This is a genomic window from Planomonospora antibiotica, assembly GCF_014647955.1.
Classification (GTDB): domain Bacteria; phylum Actinomycetota; class Actinomycetes; order Streptosporangiales; family Streptosporangiaceae; genus Planomonospora; species Planomonospora parontospora.
Map to the genome: position 1 here is coordinate 284,366 of NZ_BMQE01000003.1, position 22,448 is coordinate 306,813.

The 22,448-nt window shown below is 73.3% G+C and carries 19 protein-coding genes; 9 read left to right on the forward strand and 10 right to left on the reverse strand.

All coding sequences use genetic code 11. The annotated features are described in order from the left end of the window. Positions 1 to 56 precede the first annotated feature (56 nt). The gene (locus IEZ06_RS04530; RefSeq protein WP_189235353.1) at positions 57 to 2,279 is read right to left on the reverse strand and encodes a hypothetical protein; all 2,223 of its coding nucleotides are present in this window, start codon (positions 2,277 to 2,279) and stop codon (positions 57 to 59) included. Positions 2,280 to 2,378: 99 nt separating this feature from the next. On the opposite strand from IEZ06_RS04530, the gene IEZ06_RS04535 reads away from it, so the two are divergent. The 5 genes from IEZ06_RS04535 to IEZ06_RS04555 all read left to right on the forward strand — a co-directional run bounded on the left by IEZ06_RS04535 (position 2,379) and on the right by IEZ06_RS04555 (position 9,324). Further along, positions 2,379 to 3,815 carry a hypothetical protein gene (locus IEZ06_RS04535; protein WP_189235354.1) on the forward strand — a complete coding sequence of 479 codons (1,437 nt, stop codon included), beginning with the start codon at positions 2,379 to 2,381 and terminating at the stop codon, positions 3,813 to 3,815. A 174-nt stretch (positions 3,816 to 3,989) separates the two neighbouring features. Then, positions 3,990 to 5,579 carry an LCP family protein gene (locus IEZ06_RS04540; RefSeq protein WP_189235355.1) on the forward strand — a complete coding sequence of 530 codons (1,590 nt, stop codon included), beginning with the start codon at positions 3,990 to 3,992 and terminating at the stop codon, positions 5,577 to 5,579. Positions 5,580 to 5,805: 226 nt separating this feature from the next. Further along, positions 5,806 to 7,410 (forward strand): acyltransferase family protein, encoded by a 1,605-nt coding sequence (locus tag IEZ06_RS04545; RefSeq protein ID WP_189235356.1) that lies wholly within the window; start codon positions 5,806 to 5,808, stop codon positions 7,408 to 7,410. A gap of 100 nt (positions 7,411 to 7,510) precedes the next feature. Beyond that, positions 7,511 to 8,602 carry a glycosyltransferase gene (locus IEZ06_RS04550; RefSeq protein ID WP_229797777.1) on the forward strand — a complete coding sequence of 364 codons (1,092 nt, stop codon included), beginning with the start codon at positions 7,511 to 7,513 and terminating at the stop codon, positions 8,600 to 8,602. After that, a complete protein-coding gene (locus tag IEZ06_RS04555) occupies positions 8,587 to 9,324 on the forward strand; it encodes an acetoacetate decarboxylase family protein (RefSeq protein WP_189235358.1) in 738 nt (245 codons plus the stop codon). The genes IEZ06_RS04550 and IEZ06_RS04555 overlap by 16 nt, the downstream gene beginning before the upstream one ends. Before the next feature lie 27 nt (positions 9,325 to 9,351). Here IEZ06_RS04555 and IEZ06_RS04560 read toward each other — a convergent pair whose 3' ends face one another. From IEZ06_RS04560 to IEZ06_RS37080, 6 genes are all read right to left on the reverse strand, one after another. Beyond that, positions 9,352 to 10,233 carry a glycosyltransferase family 2 protein gene (locus IEZ06_RS04560; RefSeq protein ID WP_084007994.1) on the reverse strand — a complete coding sequence of 294 codons (882 nt, stop codon included), beginning with the start codon at positions 10,231 to 10,233 and terminating at the stop codon, positions 9,352 to 9,354. Between the two features lie 196 nt (positions 10,234 to 10,429). Next, positions 10,430 to 11,197, reverse strand: coding sequence for a CDP-alcohol phosphatidyltransferase family protein (locus IEZ06_RS04565; protein ID WP_068894537.1), 768 nt, complete (start codon positions 11,195 to 11,197; stop codon positions 10,430 to 10,432). Then, positions 11,175 to 12,215, reverse strand: coding sequence for an iron-containing alcohol dehydrogenase family protein (locus tag IEZ06_RS04570; protein ID WP_189235359.1), 1,041 nt, complete (start codon positions 12,213 to 12,215; stop codon positions 11,175 to 11,177). The genes IEZ06_RS04565 and IEZ06_RS04570 overlap by 23 nt, the downstream gene beginning before the upstream one ends. Positions 12,216 to 12,220: 5 nt before the next feature. Next, on the reverse strand, positions 12,221 to 12,955 hold the full coding sequence (locus IEZ06_RS04575; protein WP_189235360.1) for a phosphocholine cytidylyltransferase family protein: 735 nt from the start codon (positions 12,953 to 12,955) through the stop codon (positions 12,221 to 12,223). Positions 12,956 to 13,045: 90 nt separating this feature from the next. After that, on the reverse strand, positions 13,046 to 13,708 hold the full coding sequence (locus IEZ06_RS37075) for a DUF5941 domain-containing protein (protein ID WP_268245574.1): 663 nt from the start codon (positions 13,706 to 13,708) through the stop codon (positions 13,046 to 13,048). Next, positions 13,705 to 15,372, reverse strand: a complete 1,668-nt coding sequence (locus IEZ06_RS37080; RefSeq protein ID WP_189235361.1) for a CDP-alcohol phosphatidyltransferase family protein — start codon at positions 15,370 to 15,372, stop codon at positions 13,705 to 13,707. The genes IEZ06_RS37075 and IEZ06_RS37080 overlap by 4 nt, the downstream gene beginning before the upstream one ends. A 149-nt stretch (positions 15,373 to 15,521) precedes the next feature. Here IEZ06_RS37080 and IEZ06_RS04590 point away from each other — a divergent pair, with 149 nt between their 5' ends. Further along, positions 15,522 to 16,271 carry an IspD/TarI family cytidylyltransferase gene (locus tag IEZ06_RS04590; protein ID WP_189235362.1) on the forward strand — a complete coding sequence of 250 codons (750 nt, stop codon included), beginning with the start codon at positions 15,522 to 15,524 and terminating at the stop codon, positions 16,269 to 16,271. A gap of 22 nt (positions 16,272 to 16,293) precedes the next feature. Here the strand turns inward: IEZ06_RS04590 and IEZ06_RS04595 are convergent, their stop codons facing one another. Continuing rightward, complete coding sequence (locus IEZ06_RS04595) at positions 16,294 to 17,316, reverse strand: glycosyltransferase family 2 protein (protein WP_189235412.1); 1,023 nt, start codon at positions 17,314 to 17,316, stop codon at positions 16,294 to 16,296. A 64-nt stretch (positions 17,317 to 17,380) separates the two neighbouring features. Here IEZ06_RS04595 and IEZ06_RS04600 point away from each other — a divergent pair, with 64 nt between their 5' ends. Next, positions 17,381 to 18,883 carry an LCP family protein gene (locus IEZ06_RS04600; RefSeq protein ID WP_189235363.1) on the forward strand — a complete coding sequence of 501 codons (1,503 nt, stop codon included), beginning with the start codon at positions 17,381 to 17,383 and terminating at the stop codon, positions 18,881 to 18,883. A gap of 58 nt (positions 18,884 to 18,941) precedes the next feature. After that, complete coding sequence (locus tag IEZ06_RS04605; protein ID WP_189235364.1) at positions 18,942 to 19,301, forward strand: STAS domain-containing protein; 360 nt, start codon at positions 18,942 to 18,944, stop codon at positions 19,299 to 19,301. 30 nt (positions 19,302 to 19,331) lie between these two features. On the opposite strand, the gene IEZ06_RS04610 is transcribed toward IEZ06_RS04605, so the two are convergent. Both IEZ06_RS04610 and IEZ06_RS04615 read right to left on the reverse strand, forming a co-directional pair. After that, positions 19,332 to 19,631 carry a cold-shock protein gene (locus tag IEZ06_RS04610; protein WP_189235365.1) on the reverse strand — a complete coding sequence of 100 codons (300 nt, stop codon included), beginning with the start codon at positions 19,629 to 19,631 and terminating at the stop codon, positions 19,332 to 19,334. Positions 19,632 to 19,788: 157 nt separating this feature from the next. Further along, positions 19,789 to 20,952 (reverse strand): acyl-CoA dehydrogenase family protein, encoded by a 1,164-nt coding sequence (locus IEZ06_RS04615; RefSeq protein WP_189235366.1) that lies wholly within the window; start codon positions 20,950 to 20,952, stop codon positions 19,789 to 19,791. A gap of 149 nt (positions 20,953 to 21,101) precedes the next feature. On the opposite strand from IEZ06_RS04615, the gene IEZ06_RS04620 reads away from it, so the two are divergent. Further along, entirely contained in the window at positions 21,102 to 22,421 is a 1,320-nt protein-coding gene (locus IEZ06_RS04620; protein ID WP_189235367.1) for a UDP-glucose dehydrogenase family protein, read from the forward strand. Positions 22,422 to 22,448 lie beyond the last annotated feature (27 nt).

Here is a 22,448-nt window from a genome sequence, read left to right on the forward strand (position 1 = left end):
CGTCGGCGGGGAGCGAAGCGGGAACGCCGGGCAGGGAACGGGAACCCACCGCCCCGTCAGGGCGCGGCCGTCCAGACGTCGATCGACAGGGACCAGGTGCCGTTCGGCGCCTCGGTGAGGGAGCGCTCGTCCTGGCGGGTGCGCAGCGCCATCGCCCGGACCGGCGTGCCGTACGGCGCGAGCTGGCCCGCCTCGGCGGCCAGGAGCACCGGCGTACGGCCCGCCGCCCGGATCCGGCCGATCAGCCGGGTCACGTCGGCCGGGGACGGCAGGTCGGTGCCGGGGGCGACCTCGACCCGGGCCGCGGGCACGCCGCAGACCCCTCGGACGAGCTGGGTGAACCGGTCGGCGGTGACCCGCTCCACGACGAGCACCGCGGCCTCCGGCGGCAGGGACGCGCACATCGACTCGACCGCCGCGCGCTCCCCCCGCCCGACCGGCGTGAACGCGGTCCCGATGGAGGTGACTGCGGCGGGCGCGACCAGCAGCACCGCGCCGAGGACGGCGGCGCCCCTCCGCGCGCCGGGGCCGTACCCCCGCTCCCGGACCATGCGGAGGATCCGCCGCAGGCCCCAGACGGCGAGCAGGATCAGGCCGGGCAGCACGACGGGGACCAGCCGCCGGGCGGCCCACGGGTGGTCGGGGGTGATCGCCGGACGGTAGAGCGTGGTGACCGTGGTCCAGCCGATCACCGCCAGCGGGAGCAGCCACCCGCCCGCCCTCCCCCGCACCAGTCTCCGGACCAGTACGGCGGCGGCCAGCGTGGCCAGCAGCACGGCCGGGACGCCGACGTACCAGGCCGCCCAGTGCAGCGAGTCCTCGTAGTAGAGCCGGGTGCCGTCGGCGGCGAGTCCGTTCGCCGCCTGCGTCTTCTCGATGAACTCCGCGGTCGTCCGGTCCTCGTCGGTGACCGCCCGCCGGGTCACGGTCTGCAGCCAGGGCCGGAGGGCGAAGGCCGCCATGACCGCCGCCACCAGCCCGGCCGCGGCCTCCGGCAGCCACCGCACCCGCGCGGCCCGCCGGATCGGGCCCGCCAGCCTGGGCGCGAGCGCGGCGGCGGCCAGGGTGAGGAGCAGGACGGCGCCGCAGACGGCCAGCAGGGGCCGCCAGGACGCCGCGAGGTAGTCGAGGTACGGCTCGGCCAGCAGGAACGCGGCGGCGAAGCCGAGCCCGGCCCCCGCCAGCAGCCCGCCGAGCAGCGGAGATCCCAGCCGCCCGGCCAGACGGTCACCGTCCGTTTCCGGGGCCGCGGGCTCCCCCGCCCCTGGGAGCCCGCGGTGACCGGGGGGTTGCGCGGCCGTCCCCGCCCGGCGCAGGGCGATCAGCAGGCCCGCGTAGGCCAGGACCGGCAGCACGTCCCGCAGGCCGTCGATCCGGACGAGCACGGCTAGTCCGAAGACCAGTCCGGCCAGCGCGGCCCCGAGCCGGGAGCGCGCGTCCAGCAGCAGCGACAGGCCGCCGAAGAGCAGGATCAGCGACGGGATCTCGCTGAAGGTGGTCCGCGAGGTGTAGAGGATCGGCAGGCAGACCGCGAACGCCAGCGCGGCGAGCGGCGCCCACCGGGCCCCGGCCAGCCGGGCGGCGGTCCCGGCGAACACCAGCACCGCCAGCGCCCCCAGCACCGGCGGGGTCAGCAGGAGACCGGGCAGCCCGCCCAGCCAGTGGCCGATCGCGTAGACCATCGGCGGGCCCGGCATGAACTGCGGCACCACCGCGCCGCCGTGGTCGAAGAAGCCCACGCTGTCGAAGCGGAGCGCCGCGTCCGGCCCGCCGAAGGCCGCCTCGCCGTACGGGATCGGCAGCGAGCCGCGGGTGGCCAGCCAGACGGCGTACTGCGCGTAGGTGGCGGGGTCCCGGCGGACGATCAGCTGCTCGCTGTGCAGCAGCGCGTTGAACAGCCCCGAACCCGCCGCGACCGCGAGCACCCCGGCCGCCTGCCACCGGGTCGCCCCCTCGATCCCAGTCGCCCTCCCCGGTTCGGACCCGCGCCCGGATCCGCTGCCGGACGCGGACCCGGGCGCGGCCCCGGACCCGGGCGCGGATCGGCTCCCGCGCGCGGACCCGGACCCGGGCGGGCGGCGCAGGCCGTACCGGCACAGCAGCGCGGCGGCGGTCAGGCCCAGCGGGACGGCGGCGAGCGGCCGGAACCAGCCGAGCAGGAGCAGCGGGAGCCCGGCGAGCAGCCAGCCCGCCAGCACGAGCGCGGGCGCGGCCGAGGCCACGGCGAGCACCCGGCCCGCCGAGGGCCTGCGCACGCGTTCCGGCCAGGTGGTCCTCATGATCCTCATCGCAGAGTAGTCGCAACCCGCCGGTACGGCCCCGCCCGCCGGAGCCGATAGCGTACGCGCAACGCGCGAAGGGGGCGGTGGGTGGCCGGAGTGGCACGGGGACGTCGGTGGCTCACGGGCGGACGCGCGGCCCGGGAGCACCGGTGGTTCCTGGGAGTGCTGGGCCTGGGCGCCGTCCTACGGGTGATCACGATGCTCGGCTACCGGCCGGCGATCTGGTTCCCCGACTCCTACACCTACGTCGTCACCGCGTTGAAGCCCCGCCCGGACCTGGTCCGCCCCGCGGGATACTCCATGTTCCTGCGCCTGCTGGAGCCGCTGCACAGCTTCGCCCTCGTGGCCCTGGTCCAGCACCTGATCGGGCTCGGGATGGGGGCCCTGGTCTACCTCGCCGCCCGGCGGCTGCGCGCGCCCGGCCGGGCGGCGGCGCTCGCCTCCGCTCCCGTGCTCCTGGACGCCTACCAGATCGAGCTGGAGCACCTGCTGGTCTCCGACGCCCTCTTCGCCGCGCTGGTCCTCGCGGCGGTATACCTCGCCCTGTCCCGCGAGGTGACGCGGCGTACGGCGTGCGGGATCGGCCTGCTGGTCGCGGCGGCGACACTCACCAGGACGGTCGGTCTCCCGCTGGCCGCCCTCTTCGCGGGCTGGCTGCTGTACCGGGCGCGGGGCCGCACGGCGGTCGCCGGGGTGATGCTGGCGGCGGCGGTGCTGCCGGTCCTGGCCTACGGGGCGTGGTTCCACGCGACCTACCAGCGGGTCGGCCTCGTCGGTGCGAACGGCGTCTTCCTCTACTCCAAGACGATGGCCTTCGCCGACTGCGCGGTGATGAGGCCCCCGCCGGACCTGGCGGTGCTCTGCGACCCCCGGCCCCCGGCCGAGCGGCCCCCCTCCCAGGAGTACATCTGGAGCGCCGACGCCCCGCTGGTCCGGCTGCCCGGCATCACCTTCAGCCGGGAGAACGACGCCCTGGCCGGGCGGTTCGCCTCGCTGGCCCTGCGCAGCCAGCCGCTCGACTACCTGGGTTCGGTCGCCAGGGAGCTGGCCCGCTCCTTCACCTGGGACCGCCCGGTCTACCCGGACGCGGAGGTCTACGGCTACTACGAGTTCCCGGCCGAGCCGCCCCCGCCGCCGGGCCGCTACCCCGCCACGGTGGGCGCCGAGTTCGCGCAGCGCTACGAGCGGGGGCCGATCGGCACGGAGATCGTCGAGCCCTACGCCGGCTGGATGCGGGCCTACCAGGACGGGGTCCGGCTGCCCGGCACGGCACTGCTGGTGATCCTCGCCGCCGCGCCGGTTCTGGCGGGTGCACGGCGGTGGCGGCGGAGGACGGCGCGGGAATCCGGGCGGGCGGCGTGGGAATCCGGGCGGGCGGCGTGGGCGTTGCCATGGGCGGTGGCGCTGCTGCTGCTGGTGATGCCCGCGGCGACGGCGGAGTTCGACTACCGGTACGTGCTCCCGGCCGTGCCGGTCGCGTGTCTGGCGCTGGTTCTCGCAGCCAGTAAACCTAATTTGCCAAACATTCCATGAAATGTCCGAATTTGAGTATGCTGGGCGACCGGATCATCACGGTGGCGAGCAAGAGGATGGGCATGACCAAGTTCAGCCCATCACAATCCCTCGCACCGGCCGTGTGTCCTACTCTTTGGGCGCGATGAGCGAGCAGAGGCAGCACGACGCGTTGCCGCCAGTCGAGGAGGGTGCATGAGCGACCACCGGCATGTCGCCGTGAAGGACCGGACGCCTCCGTCCGGCCCGGGTCCCCGCCGCTCCCGGCGCGGCGGCGACGACGGCCCTCCCCCGGCGGAGGCCTCGCCGAGCGCCACACCCCCCCGCGGCAGGAACCGCTCCGCCCGGCGGATCGGCGCGGGAGGCTGGGCGAGCATCGGCCTGACGGGCCTGCTGGTGCTGGGCACCCTGGGCGGCTACAAGGTCTACCGGGACACCATCGGCGGCATCAGGACGATCCCCCTCGACGAAAAACTCGGCAACGACCGTCCGGTGAACTCCACCGGCGCGCTCAACGTCCTGCTCGTCGGCTCCGACACCCGCGAAGGCGACAACCTCAAATACGGCCAGAAGATGCTCAACGCGGGCAAGCGCACCGACACGATCATCCTCATGCACATCTCGCCCAACCGCGACAAGGCGACGCTCGTCAGCTTCCCCCGCGACTCCATGGTGGACATGCCCGCCTGCGAGGGCGACGACGGCAACCAGGTCGCCGCCCGGCACGCGATGATCAACACCGCCTACAACGACGGCGGCATCACCTGCACCGTCGCCGCGATCGAGCACCTCACCGACATCCGCATCGACCACTTCGTCGAGGTCGACTTCACCGGGTTCAAGAACATCGTCGACGCCCTCGGCGGCATCAGGGTCTGCCTCAAGACGCCGGTGGACAGCAAGAAGGCCAAACTCACCCTGCCCGCGGGCTGGTCCAACCTCAACGGCGAGAAGGCCCTGGGCTACGTGCGGCTGCGCGACTACGGCGACAACAGCGACATCCAGCGGATCAAGCGCCAGCAGGTCTTCCTCACCCAGGTGGTGAAGAAGGCCACCAGCAGCGAGCTGCTCACCAACCCCATCAAGCTCCAGTCCTTCATCAGCGAGACCGCCAAGTCGGTCCGGATGGACGAGGAGCTGGCCAACGACCAGCAGGCCCTGATCGACATCGCGATGAGCGCCAAGGCGCTGACCGCCAACGGGGTCAAGTTCATCACCGTCCCGTGGGGCGCCGACCCCGCCGACAAGAACCGCGTCGTCTGGAGGCAGCCGGCGGCCGGCGAGCTCTTCGAGTCGATCAAGAACGACACCGAGGTGGCCCCGACCGCCTCCCCCACCGCCTCCGCCAAGCCCGCCGTCAAGCACGAGCAGGTCCGGGTCCAGGTCCTCAACGGCACCGACAAGCCGGGCCTGGCCTCGGAGGTGGCGGGCAAGCTCGCCGCCCAGGGCTTCGTGGTGACCCAGGTCGGCAACGCCCGCCCGGCCACCGGCAACGTGCCGGCCACCTCGGTGCGCTACGCCAAGAAGGACACCGCCGAGGGCCCCGCCTACGCCGACGCGCTGGCCGCCCGCCTGTCCGGCGAGAAGCTGCCCGCCACCGCGGGCAAGGTCAAGCCCATCAGCGCCGACAAGTACTCCCCGGCCACCGCGATCACCCAGTCGCCCACCGGCCCGGTCGTCCAACTCGTCATCGGCGACGACTGGAAGGGCGTCCGGGTCCCCACCAAGATCCCCGACTCCCTCAAGGACCAGGTCGTCGACACCAAGACCAACCCCTGCCAGTGACGGGCGGGACCGTACCGGAAAGCGCGGATTCCGCAGCCTCCGGAAGGGTCACGATTTCCCGCGAACCCCGGGGAACGCCGTTCCCCGTGCGACAGGCGGCACGCTGTCGGTTTATGGTGGGCAGGTCGGCGAGGCGAACCCACGGGGCCCACGCGGCCGCATCCTCCGGGGCGTCCCCGCCAGCGTGCCCGACCCCGTCTCCGACAGATAGCTGAGCGTTTCCCCCGTGAGCGACACCCGATCCTCCTTCCCGGTTCCGGCCTCCAGGGACGACGGCGCCCAGGGCGCCGCCCCCGCCGGGCCCGCCGACGGACGTGGCCGGACCCCCGCCCCGTGGCCGATGCCCGGACACGCGCAGCCGTCTGCGGCGCCCTTCCCTCCTTCCGACGCCTCCTGGCCGGATCCGCCGGACTCCGGGCAGCCCGCCTCCGGCTGGGGGAGCCGCCGCAGGCCCGCCGAGGAGGAGCCCGGCGAGGTCACCGCGTGGGGCTACCCGCCGTACCGCGAGGCCCGGCCCGAACCCCGCGAGCCCCAGCCGCCCGCGCCCCGCGACCCGCTGGACACCGGCACGCCCCCGGCCCCGTCCGCCCCTCGGCCCGCGGGACCCGCTCCCGCGTGGGCTCCGCAGCCGTCCCCTCCCGCGGACCGGCCCTTCTCGGCCTGGGAGACCTCTCCCGGGCGGGAGGCGGGCTCCCCGTTCGCGGGCGCCGCGGCGGTGGCGGAGCGGCCTCCCGGCGGGGAGGACCTGCCCGCCGACGAGCCCGCGGCTCCCCCGGCGAGGAAGAAGCGCGAGCCGTACCTCGACAACGTGAAGTTCGTCCTGATCGCCATGGTCGTGGCCGGGCACTCGCTGGTCCCGACGATGGACGCGCACTCGGCCAAGTCCGCGTACATGTTCATCTACACGTTCCACATGCCGGCGTTCGTGCTGATCAGCGGTTACCTCGGCCGGAACTTCTGGAACTCCAACGCCAAGATCAACAAACTCGTCGACACCATGCTGGTGCCGTACGTGGTGGTGGAGATCGGTTACGCGCTGCTCCGCTACGCGCTGGGCCAGAAGTGGACGCTGACGATCATCGACCCGGCCTGGCTGAACTGGTATCTCCTGGCCCTGGTGCTCTGGCGGATCTCCACCCCGATCTGGACCCGGATGCGGCAGCCGCTGCTGGTCGCGGTGGTCATCTATCTGGTCGCCGGCTTCTCCGAGATCTCCGGTGACTTCAGCATCGACCGCTTCTTCGGCCTGCTCCCGTTCTACGTGCTCGGCCTGATGCTCAAGCCCGAGCACTTCGACCTGCTCAAGCCGCTCTGGGTCAGGATCGTCTCCGGGGTCGTGGTCGCCGGCGGCGCCGGGGTCGCGATCTTCCTCGCCCCGCACGTCAACCTCAAGCCCGTCTATTTCCGCTACAGCTTCAAGTCGATGGACATGAGCTGGTGGGTCGGGCTCGGCGTGCGCGGGGCCATGCTGGTCGCCGCACTGGCGCTGTCGGTCGCGCTGCTGGCGCTGGTGCCCCGGCGCGAGACCTGGTTCTCCGACCTCGGCACCCGCACGCTCTACGCCTACCTCCTGCACGGCGTCGTGGTGCTCATCGCCAAGGACCAGGGCTGGCTGGACGTCAGCTGGCTGCACGGCCCCCTGGGCGTGCTGGCCATCATGTCGAGCTCCGTGGCCCTGGCCATCGTGCTGTGCCTGCCGGAGACCCGTACGGCCTTCAAGTGGCTGCTGGAGCCGCGCCTGGTCTGGCTCTACCGGCGGCCCGCGGAGTCCCGGGGCACCGGCGGGGAGCCTCCGGCGCCCCGGGAGAGTTCAGCCCCGGTTCCCCGGTAGTTCACGCGACGCACCCGGTGACGACGGAACCACCGCTCAGCATCGGGATATGCGGGTATGTTTCGGGACGGTCGTCCATCACCCCGAAGACGCCCGGATCATGCATCGGCAGATCCGGGCGCTCCTCGGCGCCGGGCACGAGATCACCTACGTCGCCCCCTTCAGTGACTGCAACGTCACCCCCGATCCCCGGATCCGGGCGGTCGACGTGCCCCGCGCGGCCGGCCGGCGCCGGCGGCGTGCGCTGGGAGCCGCCCGCGCGGCGCTGGAGCGCGGCGTCGAGGGGGCCGACCTGCTGGTCGTGCACGACGTCGAGCTGCTGCTCCGGCTGCCCCGGCGCCGGCCCGCCACCGTCTGGGACGTGCGGGAGGATCCCCGGGACCTCGCCGCCGACCTGGCCGCCGACGCCCGCCTCCCGGCGGGCCTGTTCCGGTCCCTGCCCGCGCTGGTGCGCCGGATCGAGTCCCGCGCGGAGCGCCGGCTCCACCTCGTCCTGGCCGAGGAGTCCCACCGGGAGCGCTTCACCGGCTCCCACCCGGTCGTCCCCGACACCACCCGCGTGCCCCGGCACCCCCCGCTGCCGCCCGGGCACCAGAACCGGGTGGTCCACCTCGGCCGGATCTCGCACGCCAGGGGCGCGGCGGAGCTCGTCGAGCTGGCCCGCGGACTCGCCCCGCACGGGATCAGGCTGGATCTGATCGGTCCCGCCGACGGCGGGACCCGGCCGCTGCTGCGCGACGCGCAGCGCGAGGGCCTGCTCGACTGGTACGGCCACGTCCCCGACCGGCACGCCCTGCGGATGGCCGAGGGCTCGATCGCCGGGCTCTCGTTCCGGCACGGCTCCCCCGGCCGGGACCGCCCGGCGCCCACGAAGATCATCGAATACATGGCCCGGGGCATCCCGGTGGTCACCACCCCGGTCCCGGCCGCGGCCGCCCTGGTCGGCCGGGTCGGCTGCGGCGCGGTCGTGCCCTTCGGGGACGTCGGCGCCGCGGTGCGGGCCGTACTGGCGCTGCGGGACGACCCCTCAGGAGCGGCGGCCATGGGCGCCCGCGGGCGCGCCGAGGCGGCGCTGCACCACGACTGGTCCGGCCACGCCGGGACCTTCGTCAACCTGCTGGAGGAATGGGCCGGGGAACCGGTGACGGCGGGCCGGGAGCTTGGTTCACTGGAACCATGGCACGCCATCTGATCCAGGGACGCGACGTGAGCATGCCCGTGCGCGTCCGGGACGCCACGGTCTGCAGCGCCTCCTACCTGGTGCGGGCCGACGCGGCCCGGGCGGTGCTCGCCTACTCGGGGCTGGACGCCGCCGAGGTCCTGCCCGGCAGGGCCCTGTGCACGCTGGCGTTCGTCGACTACGCTGACGGGGACCTGGACGCCTACCACGAGTTCGGCGTCGCCTTCATGATCCGGCCGCCCGAGGCGGGCCCGCCGCCCCGCCGGGGGCTGCGCGCCAACCTGGCCGAGCTGCGCCGCTCCGGGGCCGGGTTCTTCATCCACTGGCTCCCGGTGGACCAGGGCTTCACCTTGGAGGCGGGCCGGTCGATCTGGGGGTTCCCCAAGGAGCTGGCCGACATCGACCTGCGGCTGGCCTCGCCGTACAAGCGGTGCATCGTCCGCAAGGACGGCCGCCTCGTGCTCGACCTGCTGGTCAGGCCCGGGTTCCGGGTGCCGGCGCCCGGCGCCGCGACGCCCGCCGACGCCTACAGCCACCTCGACGGCGTGACCCGGCGCATTCCCTGGTCGGTCTTCCCGCGCGGGGTGCGGGCGCGTCCCGGCGGCGCGCTGGTCCGCCTGGGCAACCACCCCGTCGCCAGGGAGCTGAGCGAGCTCGGCCTGCCCAAGCGGGCCCTGATGACCCTCACCGTCGACCACACCGCCATGGCCTTCGGCGAGGCCAAGGCGCTCTGAGGACGGGCCGGTCAGACGACGGGCCGGTCAGACGATGGGTGGGCGGCCCAGGCGGAGCATGCGCCAGGCGGTCTTCCAGCCCATGGGGCGGCGCTCGCCGGCCGGCTCCCGCAGCCCTTCGCGGAACCCCTGGAACCAGGCCTTCAGGGCCGGGCGGGAACGCTCGCGGACCAAGGTGAGGACCACCCAGTTGAGCAGGTAGAGGAACGCCAGGGGCCAGGGGAGGTTGCGGCGGGCCAGCCAGACGCGGTTGCGCGCGTTGAGCCGGTAGAAGTCCGCGTGGCGGGTCGGCGGGACCTGCGGGTGGTACATGACCGTCTGCGCGTCGTATTCGATGCGGTAGCCCTCGCCGAGCAGCCGCCAGGCCAGGTCGGTCTCCTCGTGGGCGTAGAAGAACCGCTCCGGCAGGCCGCCCACCTGGAGGAACGCCGAGCGGCGGATCGCGCAGGCGCCGCCCAGGAAGGTGGTGACCGGTGAGGACCGCTCGGGGTCCCCCGCCCGCAGGCGGGGGACGTGGCGGCGCTGCCCGGCGCCGCCGTCGGGGTCCATCACCCGGAAGGAGACGACCGCGAGGTCGTGCTCGGTGGAGAAGCGCTCCCGCAGATGGGAGACGAGGGTCCGCTCGCCGTACCAGCCGTCGTCGTCGAGGAAGAGCACCACGTCGCCGGAGCACTCCTCGACGCCGCGGTTGCGTCCCGCCGGGATGCCCGCGTTGTGCGAGAGCCGGACCGTCTTGATCGTCGCCGACGAGCCGGGGGGCACCCCGACCGAGAGCTCGGGGACGTCCGCGCCGTTGCCGACGATGACCACCTCGACGTCGCCGTCGTCCTGGTTCAGCGCGGACTCGACCGCCCGGTCCAGCTCGGGGATCCGGTTGCCCATGGTGAGGATGACGCACGAGATCTTCAACGGGTCATCGCCTTGACGCGTCGAGAGCACGTGCGGGACATACTTTCATGATCACCGAGTCTGCTGGGGCGGACGATTGTGGCTGAACCGCGGTCTGGCGATCCACCAGGGGACAAGCGTATCGGAAGCGTCGGCGAACACCCACCGAACGGCAAGGTGTCCGCACCTACGACGCACCGGGACGCCGTCCGGTTCCTCATGACAGCCGCCGGGACGCCAGGATGCTGACCAGGTGCAGGACCATCTGCAGGGCGGCGACCGCCACGCAGGCCACCGCCAGCACCCGCGTCGCGGCCAGGCCGCCGCTCACCAGGTCCCAGACCGCGGCCACCACGACCAGCAGCGAGAGCTCGACCGCCTGCACGACGCGGTGGAACTTCAGCGCCGCCGCCGCCTTGCGCGCCAGGCCCAGGCCGCGCGACCGGAACTGCTCGGCCGAGGACTCCGTCGCCGCCACCAGGCCCGAGCGGGCCCGCGCGACGTCGACCAGGTCGGTCTCCGCCTTGATCAGGATCGCGCCGAGCGCCGCGCCGAAACCGGCCACGGTGTACCAGTCGGGGAGGGTCTCCGACGCCCGGAAGCCCAGCCCGATCAGCAGGGCCGCCTCGGCGAAGTAGTGGCCGACCCGGTCGAGGTAGACCCCGGTGATGGAGGTCCGCCGCGTCCAGCGGGCCAGCTCCCCGTCGGAGCAGTCGAGCAGCAGGTAGACCTGGACCAGCAGGGCCGCGCCCACCGCCGCGCCGAGACCGGGCAGCGCCAGGACGGCGCCCGCCGCCAGACCGCACAGGATCATCAGCCAGGTGGTCTGGTTGGGCGTGATCGGCGTCTTGGCGAGCACCCAGGTGACGTAGATCGACAGTTTGCGCATGTAGAGCACGCCGGCCCAGTGCTCGCCGCTGTTGCGCTCCATGGTCGAGTGCGGCTGGGCCACCGCGCGGAGCTCAGCGACCGACGGCCCGGACATAGTCCTCCACCCGATCCCTGATCTCCGACTCCGACAGGCGCAGGTGCTCCAGGATCGTGTAGCGCCCGGGGCGGGTCGAGGGCGCCAGCTCGACCGCCGCCGTGAACTGCTCGGCGCTCAGTCCCACGTCGCCGGGGGTGACCGGCAGGTCGTGCCTGCGCAGGCAGTCGACGACCTGGGTCAGCCGCACGGGGTCCTCACGGAGGAAGAAGCAGAAGGCCGCTCCGATCCCGGCGAGTTCGCCGTGATTGGAGGTGCCGGGATAGAGCTGGTCCACGGCATGAAGGATCTCATGATCTCCGCCGCTCGAAGGACGGGACGACCCGGCGACGACCATCGACATCCCGGACAGGATGAGCGACTCGGCCAGCACGGTCAGGAACGCGTCCGACTCGATCGAGTCGCGGCGGCCGATGACGGCCTCCGCCGAGGTGCGGGCCATCGAGCAGGCCAGGCCGTCGATCGGCTCTCCCCGCTCGGTGTTGCCCAGCTGCCAGTCCTCGATCGCCGAGAGGTTGCTCACCACGTCGCCGACCCCGGAGCGGACCAGCGCCGGGGGCGCGTCGTGCACGAAGTCCAGGTCCACCATGATGGCCAGCGGCATGGGCACGCCGAAGGAGCCCTTGCCGCTGTCGTGGGTGAGCGAGGCCACCGGCGAGCAGATCCCGTCGTGCGACAGGTTGGTGGCCACCGCCACCATCGGGATGCCGGCGAGCGAGGCGGCGTACTTCGTCGCGTCGATCGTCTTGCCGCCGCCGATGCCGACGACGGCCTCGTAGGCGCCCTTGCGCAGGTCCGCGCCGAGCGTCACGGCGGCGTCGACGGAGCCGTCGGGCACCCGGAAGACCTGGGCCTCGCCCAGGGAGGGCGCGATCACCGAGGCGATCCGGTCCCCCTGGCCGGCGCCCACCGCCACCGCCACCCGCCCGGAGGTCGCCACCCGGCTGTCGGCCAGCAGCGAGCCGAGCTCCGCGATGGCGCCCCGCCGCACCTCCATGGTCAGCGGGGCGGGGAGCATCCTGGCTAGTATCGGCACGCGATCTCCCGCGCCTTCGCCAGGTCGTCGTGGTTGTCGACCTCGACCCACGGGACGTCGCCGATGGGGGCGACCGCGATCTTCTCGCCGCGGGCGACCAGCTCCTGGTAGCCGTCCTCGTAGTACAGCTGCGGGTCGCGCTCGAAGGTGGCCTGGAGCGCGTCGGCCAGGCGCGCGCCGACGCCCGGGCGGATCAGGGTGGCGCCGATGTACTCTCCCGCCGCGGAGGCGGGGTCCATCAGCTTGGTGATCCGCTCCAGGTGGCCGTCGCCGTCGAGGACGACCTTCATCTCCTCGTCGGCCAGCTTCTTGACGTCGTCCACCGCGAGCAGGATGTCGCTCGTGACCGGCGCCGACAGCAGCGTGTGCTCGACCGAGACCGGGTGCACGGTGTCGCCGTTGACCAGCAGCACGCCCTGGTCGAAGTAGTCGCGCGCGCACCACAGGGAGTAGGCGTTGTTCCACTCCTCGGCCTTGTCGTTGTGCACGAGGGTGAGCTTCACACCGTGGCGCCGCTCCAGCTCGGCCTTGCGCTCGTGTACGGCCTGCGCCTGGTAGCCGACGATGACCACGACGTCACGGAGGTCGGCGGCCGCGAGGTTCCGCAGCGAGATGTCCATGATCGTGGTGTCACCGTCGACCGGCACGAGCGCCTTGGGCAGCGTGTCGGTGTACGGCCGCAGGCGTCGTCCGGCCCCGGCGGCCAGCACCATTCCCAGCAACGTGCACTCCTCATCCAAGTGAGACCCTCGGCGGGCTCTCCTGGCCCCAAAGGTTAGTTCCCTTTGACCCCTGATCGTGTAATCCGGGGTTCACCAGGCATTCTCCTCCCGGCGCCCGGCCTCCGGAGGGCCCGTTCCGGGGCGCGGGACCGCCGTCCAGTAGGTGAGGCTCTCCCAGCAGAACAGCCCCCACAGGTAGAGCGAGAGGAGCACCAGGAACGGCGTCGCCTGGCCGACGAGCCCGCCGAGGGCGACCAGGAGCATCCGCCCGTCCCAGCCGAGGCCGGCCGCGGCCAGCCAGGGCGGCGGATGGGCGTTCTGGCGCACCCGGTTGACGACGTCGTAGTGGTGGAAGGCCACCGCGCCGAGCAGGGCGAAGACCAGCCACGGCGGCACGTCGTGCGCGAACCCCACCGAGGCGGTGAAGCCGTACTCGGTCAGCCGCAGGATCGGCGGGACCAGCCAGTCGAGCCGCCCGTCGTGCCGGTGGGAGCTGCCCGGCCCGGCCAGCAGCAGCACCACGACGGGGGCGAACACCGCCAGGTCGTCGCTCCCGGCCACGCCGATGCTCAGCAGCACGCCGGTCACGAACATCCCGACGAGCGCGGGCGGCAGCGGCGGGATCTGCCCGGACACCAGGGCCCCCATCCCCCGGGACGGCACGCCGTCGTCGCGGTGGGTCGCCACGGTGCCGCGCGGCGGGGCCGTGCGCGGGGGCCGCCCCGGAGGGGGGCCCGCGGGGGAGGCGTTCATCGCGCCATCGACCTGCCCATCCGGCCTCCGAGCATGTAGAGGGTGGCCAGGCCGCCCCAGGCGAGCAGGGCCAGGAAGGTCACCCGGGCGTCGAACACCGCCGCGGTCACCGCGATCAGCGCCATGCGCTCCCCGATCGGGAGGACGATCGTCCTCTTGAGCCAGCGGGCGAAGGCGTCCCGCTCCAGGCGGCGCGAGAGCCCCGCGACGCCGCCCGCGTCCCGCCCGGCGTCCGGCCGTCCGGCGCCCCGTCCCGTGTCCGCGTCCTCGTCCCCGGGCGCGCCGGAGGGCGGGTCCGGGGCCGGGGCCTGCGCGGGGACCAGCGGCGGTCCGGCCCCGGCGCGGGGTCCCGGCAGGGCCCGGCCCGCGGCCGCGCGGACCGCCGCGTCGGCGCGGGCGCCCGAGTAGGCGGAGTCGACCATGTGCCGGAGCACCTGCAGGATCAGCGCGGCCACGGCGAGCGTCCAGATGTCGCGCACCGCGGCGGCCCCGGCGGTCCCGCCGGCGGCCGCCGTGCCCTCCGCCGCGCCCGCGGCGTATCCGGCGGCGAGGCCCGCGTAGACGGCGTACTCCTTGACCCGGTCGAAGGTGGCGTCCAGCCACGAGCCGAGCGGGGAGAACGCGCGGGTGTAGCGCGCCAGCTGGCCGTCCACGCAGTCGAGCACGAACGACAGGTAGAGCAGGACCGCCCCGGCGATCCGCGCCTCGCGCGTCCCCGCCGAGAACCAGACGGCCGAGAGCGCGGCCAGGCCGACGGAGAATCCGGTGACCGCGTTCGGCGTCAGCCGCAGCCCGGCGGCCAGCCGGACGAGGTGCGGCGACCAGGAGCTCACGAAGCAGGTGGTGAAGAAGCCGTCGTCGTCCTTGACCGCCGCCTCCAGGCGGGCGCGGTCCTCGTCCACCTCCGTCAGGCGCCGCACGGCGGCCTCGGCCGCGATCCTCCCGGCCACCCGGTCGCAGTGGAGCCGTCCCGGCCCGGCCGCGCGCACGGCGACGCCCGAACGGACCAGCCCGACCAGGAGCAGCTCGACCGCCCCCGCACCGCCGTACCCGGACCCGCCGGGCCCGCCGGGTCCCCCGTCCTCGGCCCGCGCGGCCAGCTCCTCCGCGACCTCGGCGAGGCTCGCCAGGTCGCCGTCGCCCACCTGGAGCACCCCGCGGAAGGTGCCGTTGGCCCCGGCGACGCGCCGGCCGGGGAGGCCCGCGGCCGCCACCCGGCCGCCCTCGACCCGGACGGGCGGGTGCAGCGGGCCGTCGCCGTCCTCCTCCACCGCCACCACCGCCCCGGTGTCGCGCGCGGGATGGCCCAGCAGTACGGCCAGCGACTCCGTGTGGGCCACCAGGTCGCCCGCCAGCACGGCCACCGGCCCCGCGGCCTCACGCGCCACCCGGGCGATGCGGCGCAGGTCGTCGGCGAGTCCCGCCGAACCGTGCGACCCGATCAGGTGGGTGCCGTCGGAGGCGCGGATGACGGCGCCGGACCGGCCCACCACGTGCACCTCCCGGACCGGGAGCGTGCCGAGCTGGGCGGTCAGCCGGTCGACCAGGGTGCCGTCGCCGCAGCGCAGCGACGCCGCCGCGGTGGTGGCCAGGATGACGGCGGTCGTCGGGGCGGTGCCGGAGGGGGGTGGTGGAGACGGGGGGACAGGGGTGGAGTCGCGCAAGCCGGGCTCCTTCGCATCCGACGGGATCACCGTGCGAATCGGGGAGAGCGCACCCAGCGTAGCGAGATCCTGACGGGATATCACGGGAGCGCGACCGGCGCGCCCAACCGCTAACCTCGCTCTACGCGCACCACCGGAGGATTTCCGCCTTGACCGTTCGTGAACCACACCGCCCGGCCGTCGCCGTCGTCCTCGCGGGCGGGGTCGGCCGGCGGGTCGGCCGTGGCACCCCCAAGCAGCTCATCGAGATCGCCGGAAAGACGATCGTCGAGCACGCGATCGCCGTGTTCGACGCCGCTCCGGAGATCGACGAGGTCCTCGTGCTGATGACCCCCGGCTTCACCGGGGAGGTGGAGCGGCTGGTCGCCCGCAACGGCTTCGGGAAGGTCGGCCGGGTGCTGGAGGGCGGCGCGAGCCGTACCGGGACCACCTGGCGGGCGCTGGAGGCGCTGGGCGACCGGGACTGCGACGTGCTCCTGCACGACGCCGCGCGCCCGCTGCTGGAGCCGCGCATCATCACCGCGTGCGCGGAGGCCCTGAGGGTCCACCCGGCCGTGGAGGTGGCCGTCCCGAGCTCGGACACGATCGTGGTGACCGCGTCCGGGCCGCACGGCGAGACCGTCCACGACGTCCCGGACCGGTCGCGGCTCTGGCGGGCCCAGACCCCGCAGTGCTTCCGGCTGCCGGTGATCCGCGAGGCCTACGAGCGGGCCCTGGCCGACCCGGGCTTCGCGGACCGGCCGGCCACCGACGACTGCGGCGTGCTGCTGCGCTACCGGCCGGACGTGCCGATCCACATCGTGCCCGGCAGCGAGCTCAACATGAAGGTCACCCATCCCGTGGACGTGCTCGTCGCCGAGACGCTCCTGAGGTTCGCCGCGGGGACCCCGGACGCCTGAGGCCCGGGGTCCGGACCGCGGATCAGCGTTCCGGCCTGACCAGGCTCGCCGGGCTCGTCAGGAAGCCCCAGCCCCACGAGACGTGCATGGTGGCGTAGACGAGCGGGAGCCGCAGGAGCGCGCCCGGCGGCAGGCCGCTTCCGGTCACCGCCGAACCGGCCACGATCGCCGCGACGTAGCCCCCGGGGATCAGCAGGCCCGGCCAGAAGAACGGCGAGACCAGCAGACCGGCCAGCATGGCCAGCACCGCCATCGGGGGCGCCAGGTAGCGCAGGTTGATCGTGCCCTCGTGGGTGCGGGCGACCACGCGCCGCCAGCGGCCGTAGTGGAAGTACTGCTTGGCGAGGGCCTTGGTGTTCGGCCGCGGCCGGTAGGAGACGCGCATCCGGGGCTGGAACCAGACCAGACCGCCGGTGGAGCGGATGCGGTGGTTCATCTCCCAGTCCTGGGCGCGCTGGAAGTGCTCGTCGTAGCCGCCGACCCGGTCCAGCGCCTCGCGCCGGAACACGCCCAGGTAGACCGTGTCGGCCGGGCCCGCGGTGCCGCCGGTGTGGAACCGGGCGCCGCCCACGCCGATCTTGGAGGTCATGGCCCGGGCCACGGCCTGCTCGAAGGGGGTGGTCCCCTCGGCGGCCATCACGCCGCCCACGTTGTCGGCGCCGGTCTCCTCCAGCGTCTCCACCGCGACCTGGAGGTAGTCCTCCGGGAGCATGGCGTGGCCGTCCACCCGGGCGATGATCCCGTTCCTGGACGCGGCGATGGCGGCGTTGAGGGCGTTGGGGGTGCGGCCGGTCGGGTTCGGGACCACGGTCACCCGGGGGTCCTCGGCCGCGATCGCGTCGGCGACCTCCTGGGTCCGGTCCTGGGACGGACCGATCGCCAGGACGACCTCGATGGGCCCTCCGTACTTCTGCGAGAGGACCTGGTTCACCGCCTCCCGTAGGTGGCGCTCCTCGTTGAGCACCGGGATGACGACGGAGACGGGGGGCCAGACGCGTGTCTCGGGAGACGACGCCGGCGCGGGCGAGTCGGGGAACTGCTTCATGGCGTCGCTCACGCTACTGTACGAACGGGTACCTCATCGACCCAGTCAGAGCTTAGGGGGGCTGATGCGCGACCCGGAGGACGAGGGCTCGGGTGTGCACGTGGGCGGCGACGCCTACGGAGGCGTCCGGGTGGCTCCGAGGCGCGACCGCAGGTCCGCCAGGGGCGCTCGCTCCCGGCGGCGCAACCTGCTCGCCGCCGGGGCGCTCTCGGTCCTGGTCCTCGCCGGTTCCGGCGCCGCCTGGGCGCTGACCGACTTCACCACGAGGAAGATCACCCCGGTCGACGCGGGCGTCCCGGGGGCGCGCTCCACCGGTGCGATGAACATCCTGCTCGTCGGCGTGGACCGGCGCGACGACCTCACCCGCAAGCAGCAGAACCAGCTCAAGCTGGGCCGCGAGTCCGGGCAGCGGACCGACACCATGATGGTGATCCACCTGTCGGAGGACCACCGCAAGGTCACCGTGGTCAGCCTCCCCCGCGACACCTGGACGACGGTCCCCGGCAAGGGCGAGCACAAGATCAACGCCGCCTACCAGCTCGGCGGCCCCAAGCTCGCCGTGCGCACGGTGCAGAACGCCACCGGCCTGACGATCCACCACTACGTCGAGGTCAACGTGCTCGGCTTCATCAACGTGGTCGACGCGCTCGGCGGCGTCTCGGTGTGCACCCCGGTCGCGATCAACGATCCGAAGACCGCCCTGGCGCTCCAGCCGGGCACCTACGAGCTCGACGGGGTCAAGGCCCTGGCCTACGCCCGCACCCGGGCCACCGCCCGCTCCGACCTCGACCGCATCGACCGCCAGCAGCAGGTCATCTCCGCCCTGCTGAACCAGGCGCTGAGCGGCGACACGCTGACCAACCCCGCCAGGCTCGCCGGCTTCCTCGACACCGCGCTCTCCACGATCCGCGTCGACGACGCCCTGCGCCAGGACCTGCTCGGCCTGGCGGAGCAGCTCAAGGACGTCTCCACCGACGACGTCGCCTTCGCCACCGTGCCCATCGCCGACGCGGACCACAAGACCCCGACCGGCGAGTCCGCCGTGCTCTGGGACACCGCCGCCGCCCGCGCGCTCTTCCGCCGGATCGCCGCCGACGAGCCGCTCACCGGGCCGTCCGGGCCCGCCAAGGCGGCGACGCCGAAGCCCACCCCGGCCGCCACCCCCTCGGCCGGCGCGCTGACGGTGCCGCCCTCGCGGATCTCCCTCAAGGTGCTCAACGGCACGACGGTCACCGGCCTGGGCGCGCGGGCCAGAGACGCCCTCCTCAAGGCCGGCTTCCTCGTCCCCCAGGCCGCCGGGAACACCCAGCGCAGGGACCACGACGCCCCGGTCGTCCGGTACGGCCCCGGCCGCGAGGACTCGGCCCGGACCGTGGCCGCCGCCCTCCCCGGTGCGGAGCTGCGCCTCGTCGAGGAGCTCGGCGACGGGATCGAGGTCGTCGTCGGCCGGAAGTACTCAGGCGTCCGGGAGGTCGCCGTCACGGAGGCCCCGACCGCTCCGGCCACCGCCGCTCCCACCGCGTCGCCCACCGCCAGGACCGCGACGCAGAACATCTGTAGAAAGTGACATACGACGCATAGCAGCCCTGATCTCGGGCAGTGGGAACCCGGCGGAGGTGATGATCGTGGTTCCTGCACTCAACGTCCGGACATGGCGCGACGACTCCTGCACGGTGATCAAGGCGGAGGGCGAGCTCGACATGGCGTCCGCCCCCCGGTTCCGGGCCGCGATCGACGAGGTGCTCGACCCTCCGGGCAGGCCCTGCCTGGTGATGGACCTGACCGAGGTGCCCTTCTGCGACTCCGTGGGGCTCGGCATCCTGGTGGGGACGCTCACCCGGGTGAGGGACGCCCGGGGCCGCCTCGTCCTCGTGACCGCCCCCGGGATGATCACCCATCTGCTGACGATCACCAACCTCGACCGTCACTTCGAGACGTGCGGCAGCCTGCACGAGGCCTTCGCCGCCTTCGACACCGCGGCCTGAGCCCTCCGGCCGCAGAGTGCCCCGGTCTGCTCAATCGAAGGTGATCTCCAGGTGGGAGGAGTATCCGGAGGCGTCCTCCCTGTCCTCCCCGGCGCCGACTGCCCGCCCCCGCCGCGTCACGGCGACGGCCCGGTAGGCGAAGCCGTCCTGCGTGGCGTGCTCCCAGGTGAACAGGACCTCCTCACCTTCGTTCAAGGTGCGGTACCGGCCGGGCGGGGCTTCTATCGCGGAGAAGTGCACCCACACCTCCCCCGGGACACCCGGGGAGGCCAGGACTCCCCAGCCTTCCTCGCCGTCCAAGGACACGACCGTTCCGGTGACCTCGTCCATCACGCGGGCTCCCTCCGACGGGCACAGGATGCCTTCTGTTCCGTCCCCGCTCCACGTCTCACGGAACAGGGACGGAACAAGGCTCCCATGAAGACCCCGAGGCCGGCGGAGCCCCGGGGCGATCTCGAAAGGAAAAGTGTTTCCGCTGGTCGGCCGCCTACTTCAGCAGTTGGCGGGCCATCACCATGCGCTGGACCTGGTTGGTGCCCTCGTAGATCTGGGTGATCTTGGCGTCGCGCATCATGCGCTCGACCGGGAACTCGCTGGTGTAGCCGTACCCGCCGAGGAGCTGGACCGCGTCGGTGGTGATCTCCATGGCGGCGTCGGAGGCGGCGCACTTGGCGGCGCTGGAGAAGAAGGTGAGGTCGGCCTGGGGCTCGCCGTGCATGGCCAGGTCGGACTTGGCGGCGGCGGCGTAGGTGAGCTGGCGGGCGGCCTCCAGCTTCATCGCCATGTCGGCGAGCATGAACTGCACGCCCTGGAACTCGGCGATGGCCTTGCCGAACTGCCTGCGCTCCTTGACGTAGCCGACCGCGTAGTCGAGCGCCCCCTGGGCGATGCCGAGCGCCTGGGCGGCGATCGTGATGCGGGTGTGGTCCAGGGTGGCCAGCGCGGTCTTGAAGCCGGTGCCGGGGGCGCCGATCATCCGGGACGCCGGGATGCGGACGTCCTCCATGATGACCTGCCGGGTCGGGGAGCCCTTGATGCCGAGCTTCTTCTCCTTCGGGCCGAAGCTGACGCCCTCGTCGCCCTTCTCCACGACGAACGCGGAGATGCCCCGCGCACCGGCGCCGGGCTCGGTCACGGCCATCACGGTGTAGTACTCCGACACCCCGGCGTTGGTGATCCACATCTTGGCGCCGTTGAGCACGTAGTGGTCGCCGTCGGCCACCGCGCGGGTCTTCATGGCGGCGGCGTCGCTGCCCGCCTCGGCCTCGGACAGGGCGTAGGAGAACATCGCCTCGCCCCGCGCGACCGGCGCGAGGTAGCGCTGCTTGAGCTCCTCGGAGGCCGACAGCAGCAGCGGCACGGTGCCGAGCTTGTTGACGGCGGGGATCAGCGAGGACGACGCGCAGGCGCGCGCCACCTCCTCGATGACGATCACGGTGGCGAGCGCGTCCGCGCCGGCGCCGCCGTACTCCTCGGGCACGTGCACGGCGTGCAGGTCGGCGGCGGCGAGCGCCTTGTAGGAGTCCCAGGGGAACTCGCCCGTCTCGTCGGCCTCTGCGGCCCGAGGGGCGATCTTCTCGTCGGCGAGGGCACGGACGGTCTCCCGGAGCATCTGGTGCTCCTCGGGCAGCGCGTAGAGAGGGAAGCTCATGGGAAAATACTAGGACGTCCAACAAAGTGGGCACCGACCGGACGACTGTGATGTGCGCCGCTGCGCCCCGCAGGTCGGGCGGCAAAATTCCGGTCAAGGATGCCGATACCCTGTCCGGGTCGGATTGGGCAGAACCGAAAGGATCCACCGTGGCCTATCGCCTGACCGTGCTGGGGACCGGATACCTGGGTGCCACGCACGCGGCGTGCATGGCCGAGCTCGGCTTCGAGGTGCTCGGCCTGGACGTCGACGCCGCCAAGGTCGCCAGCCTCCAGGCGGGGAACCTGCCCATCCACGAGCCCGGCCTGGAGGACATCCTCCGCCGCAACCTGGCCAACGGCCGGCTCCGCTTCACCTCCTCCTACGAGGAGGCCGCGGACTTCGGCGACGTGCACTTCGTGTGCGTCGGCACCCCGCAGAAGAAGGGCGAGTACGCCGCGGACGTCTCCTACCTCGACGCCGTGATCGAGTCGCTCGCCCCGCACCTGAGGCGCGACTGCCTGGTCGTGGGCAAGTCCACGGTGCCGGTCGGCACCGCCCAGCGCCTGTCCGACAAGCTGGTGCGGCTCGCCCCCGTCGGCGAGGCGGCCGAGCTGGCCTGGAACCCGGAGTTCCTGCGCGAGGGCTTCGCGGTGAAGGACACCCTGCACCCGGACCGGATCGTGCTCGGCGTGCACTCGGAGAAGCCCGAGAAGATCATGCGCGAGGTCTACGCCTCCATGCTCGAGCACGGGACCCCGCTGGTGATCACCGACTACCCGACCGCGGAGCTGGTCAAGGTCGCCGCCAACGCCTTCCTGGCCACCAAGATCTCCTTCATCAACGCCATGGCCGAGGTCTGCGAGGCCGCGCACGCCGACGTCAAGCAGCTGTCGCTGGCGCTCTCCTACGACGAGCGCATCGGAGGCCGGTTCCTCAACCCGGGCCTGGGCTTCGGCGGCGGCTGCCTGCCCAAGGACATCCGCGCCTTCATGGCCCGCGCCGGGGAGCTGGGCGCCGACCAGGCGCTGACCTTCCTGCGCGAGGTGGACGCGATCAACATGCGCCGCCGGGGCCGCATGGTCGACCTGGCCCGTGAGCTGTCCGGAGGCTCCTTCCGCGGCTGCACGATGGCCGTGCTGGGCGCGGCGTTCAAACCCAACTCCGACGACATCCGCGACTCCCCCGCCCTGGACGTCGCCGTGAAGATCGCCCAGCAGGGCGGCGAGGTCACCGTCTACGACCCCGTCGCGCAGGAGAACGCCCGCCGCGCCCACCCCGAGCTGAACTACGGCGCCTCCGCCCTGGAGGCCGCGCGCGGCGCCCACGTCGTGCTGCTGCTGACCGAGTGGCAGGAGTTCGTCGACCTCGACCCCGAGGAGCTGGGCTCCGTCGTCGCCTCCCGGAAGATCGTGGACGGCCGCAACGCCCTGGACGCCGAGACCTGGCGCGCCGCCGGCTGGCACTACCGCGCCCTCGGCCGCCCCTGACTCCGGCCCGTTCCGCCCCTCGGGCCG

Bases quoted from the DNA above. Each gene is read 5' to 3' on its own strand.
- IEZ06_RS04530 (WP_189235353.1), bottom strand. From the start codon at position 2,279: ATGAGGACCACCTGGCCGGAACGCGTGCGCAGGCCCTCGGCGGGCCGG.
- IEZ06_RS04540 (WP_189235355.1), top strand. From the start codon at position 3,990: ATGAGCGACCACCGGCATGTCGCCGTGAAGGACCGGACGCCTCCGTCC.
- IEZ06_RS04550 (WP_229797777.1), top strand. From the start codon at position 7,511: ATGCATCGGCAGATCCGGGCGCTCCTCGGCGCCGGGCACGAGATCACC.
- IEZ06_RS04555 (WP_189235358.1), top strand. From the start codon at position 8,587: ATGGCACGCCATCTGATCCAGGGACGCGACGTGAGCATGCCCGTGCGC.
- IEZ06_RS04565 (WP_068894537.1), bottom strand. From the start codon at position 11,197: ATGTCCGGGCCGTCGGTCGCTGAGCTCCGCGCGGTGGCCCAGCCGCAC.
- IEZ06_RS04570 (WP_189235359.1), bottom strand. From the start codon at position 12,215: ATGCTCCCCGCCCCGCTGACCATGGAGGTGCGGCGGGGCGCCATCGCG.
- IEZ06_RS37075 (WP_268245574.1), bottom strand. From the start codon at position 13,708: ATGAACGCCTCCCCCGCGGGCCCCCCTCCGGGGCGGCCCCCGCGCACG.
- IEZ06_RS04595 (WP_189235412.1), bottom strand. From the start codon at position 17,316: ATGAAGCAGTTCCCCGACTCGCCCGCGCCGGCGTCGTCTCCCGAGACA.
- IEZ06_RS04600 (WP_189235363.1), top strand. From the start codon at position 17,381: ATGCGCGACCCGGAGGACGAGGGCTCGGGTGTGCACGTGGGCGGCGAC.
- IEZ06_RS04610 (WP_189235365.1), bottom strand. From the start codon at position 19,631: ATGGACGAGGTCACCGGAACGGTCGTGTCCTTGGACGGCGAGGAAGGC.
- IEZ06_RS04615 (WP_189235366.1), bottom strand. From the start codon at position 20,952: ATGAGCTTCCCTCTCTACGCGCTGCCCGAGGAGCACCAGATGCTCCGG.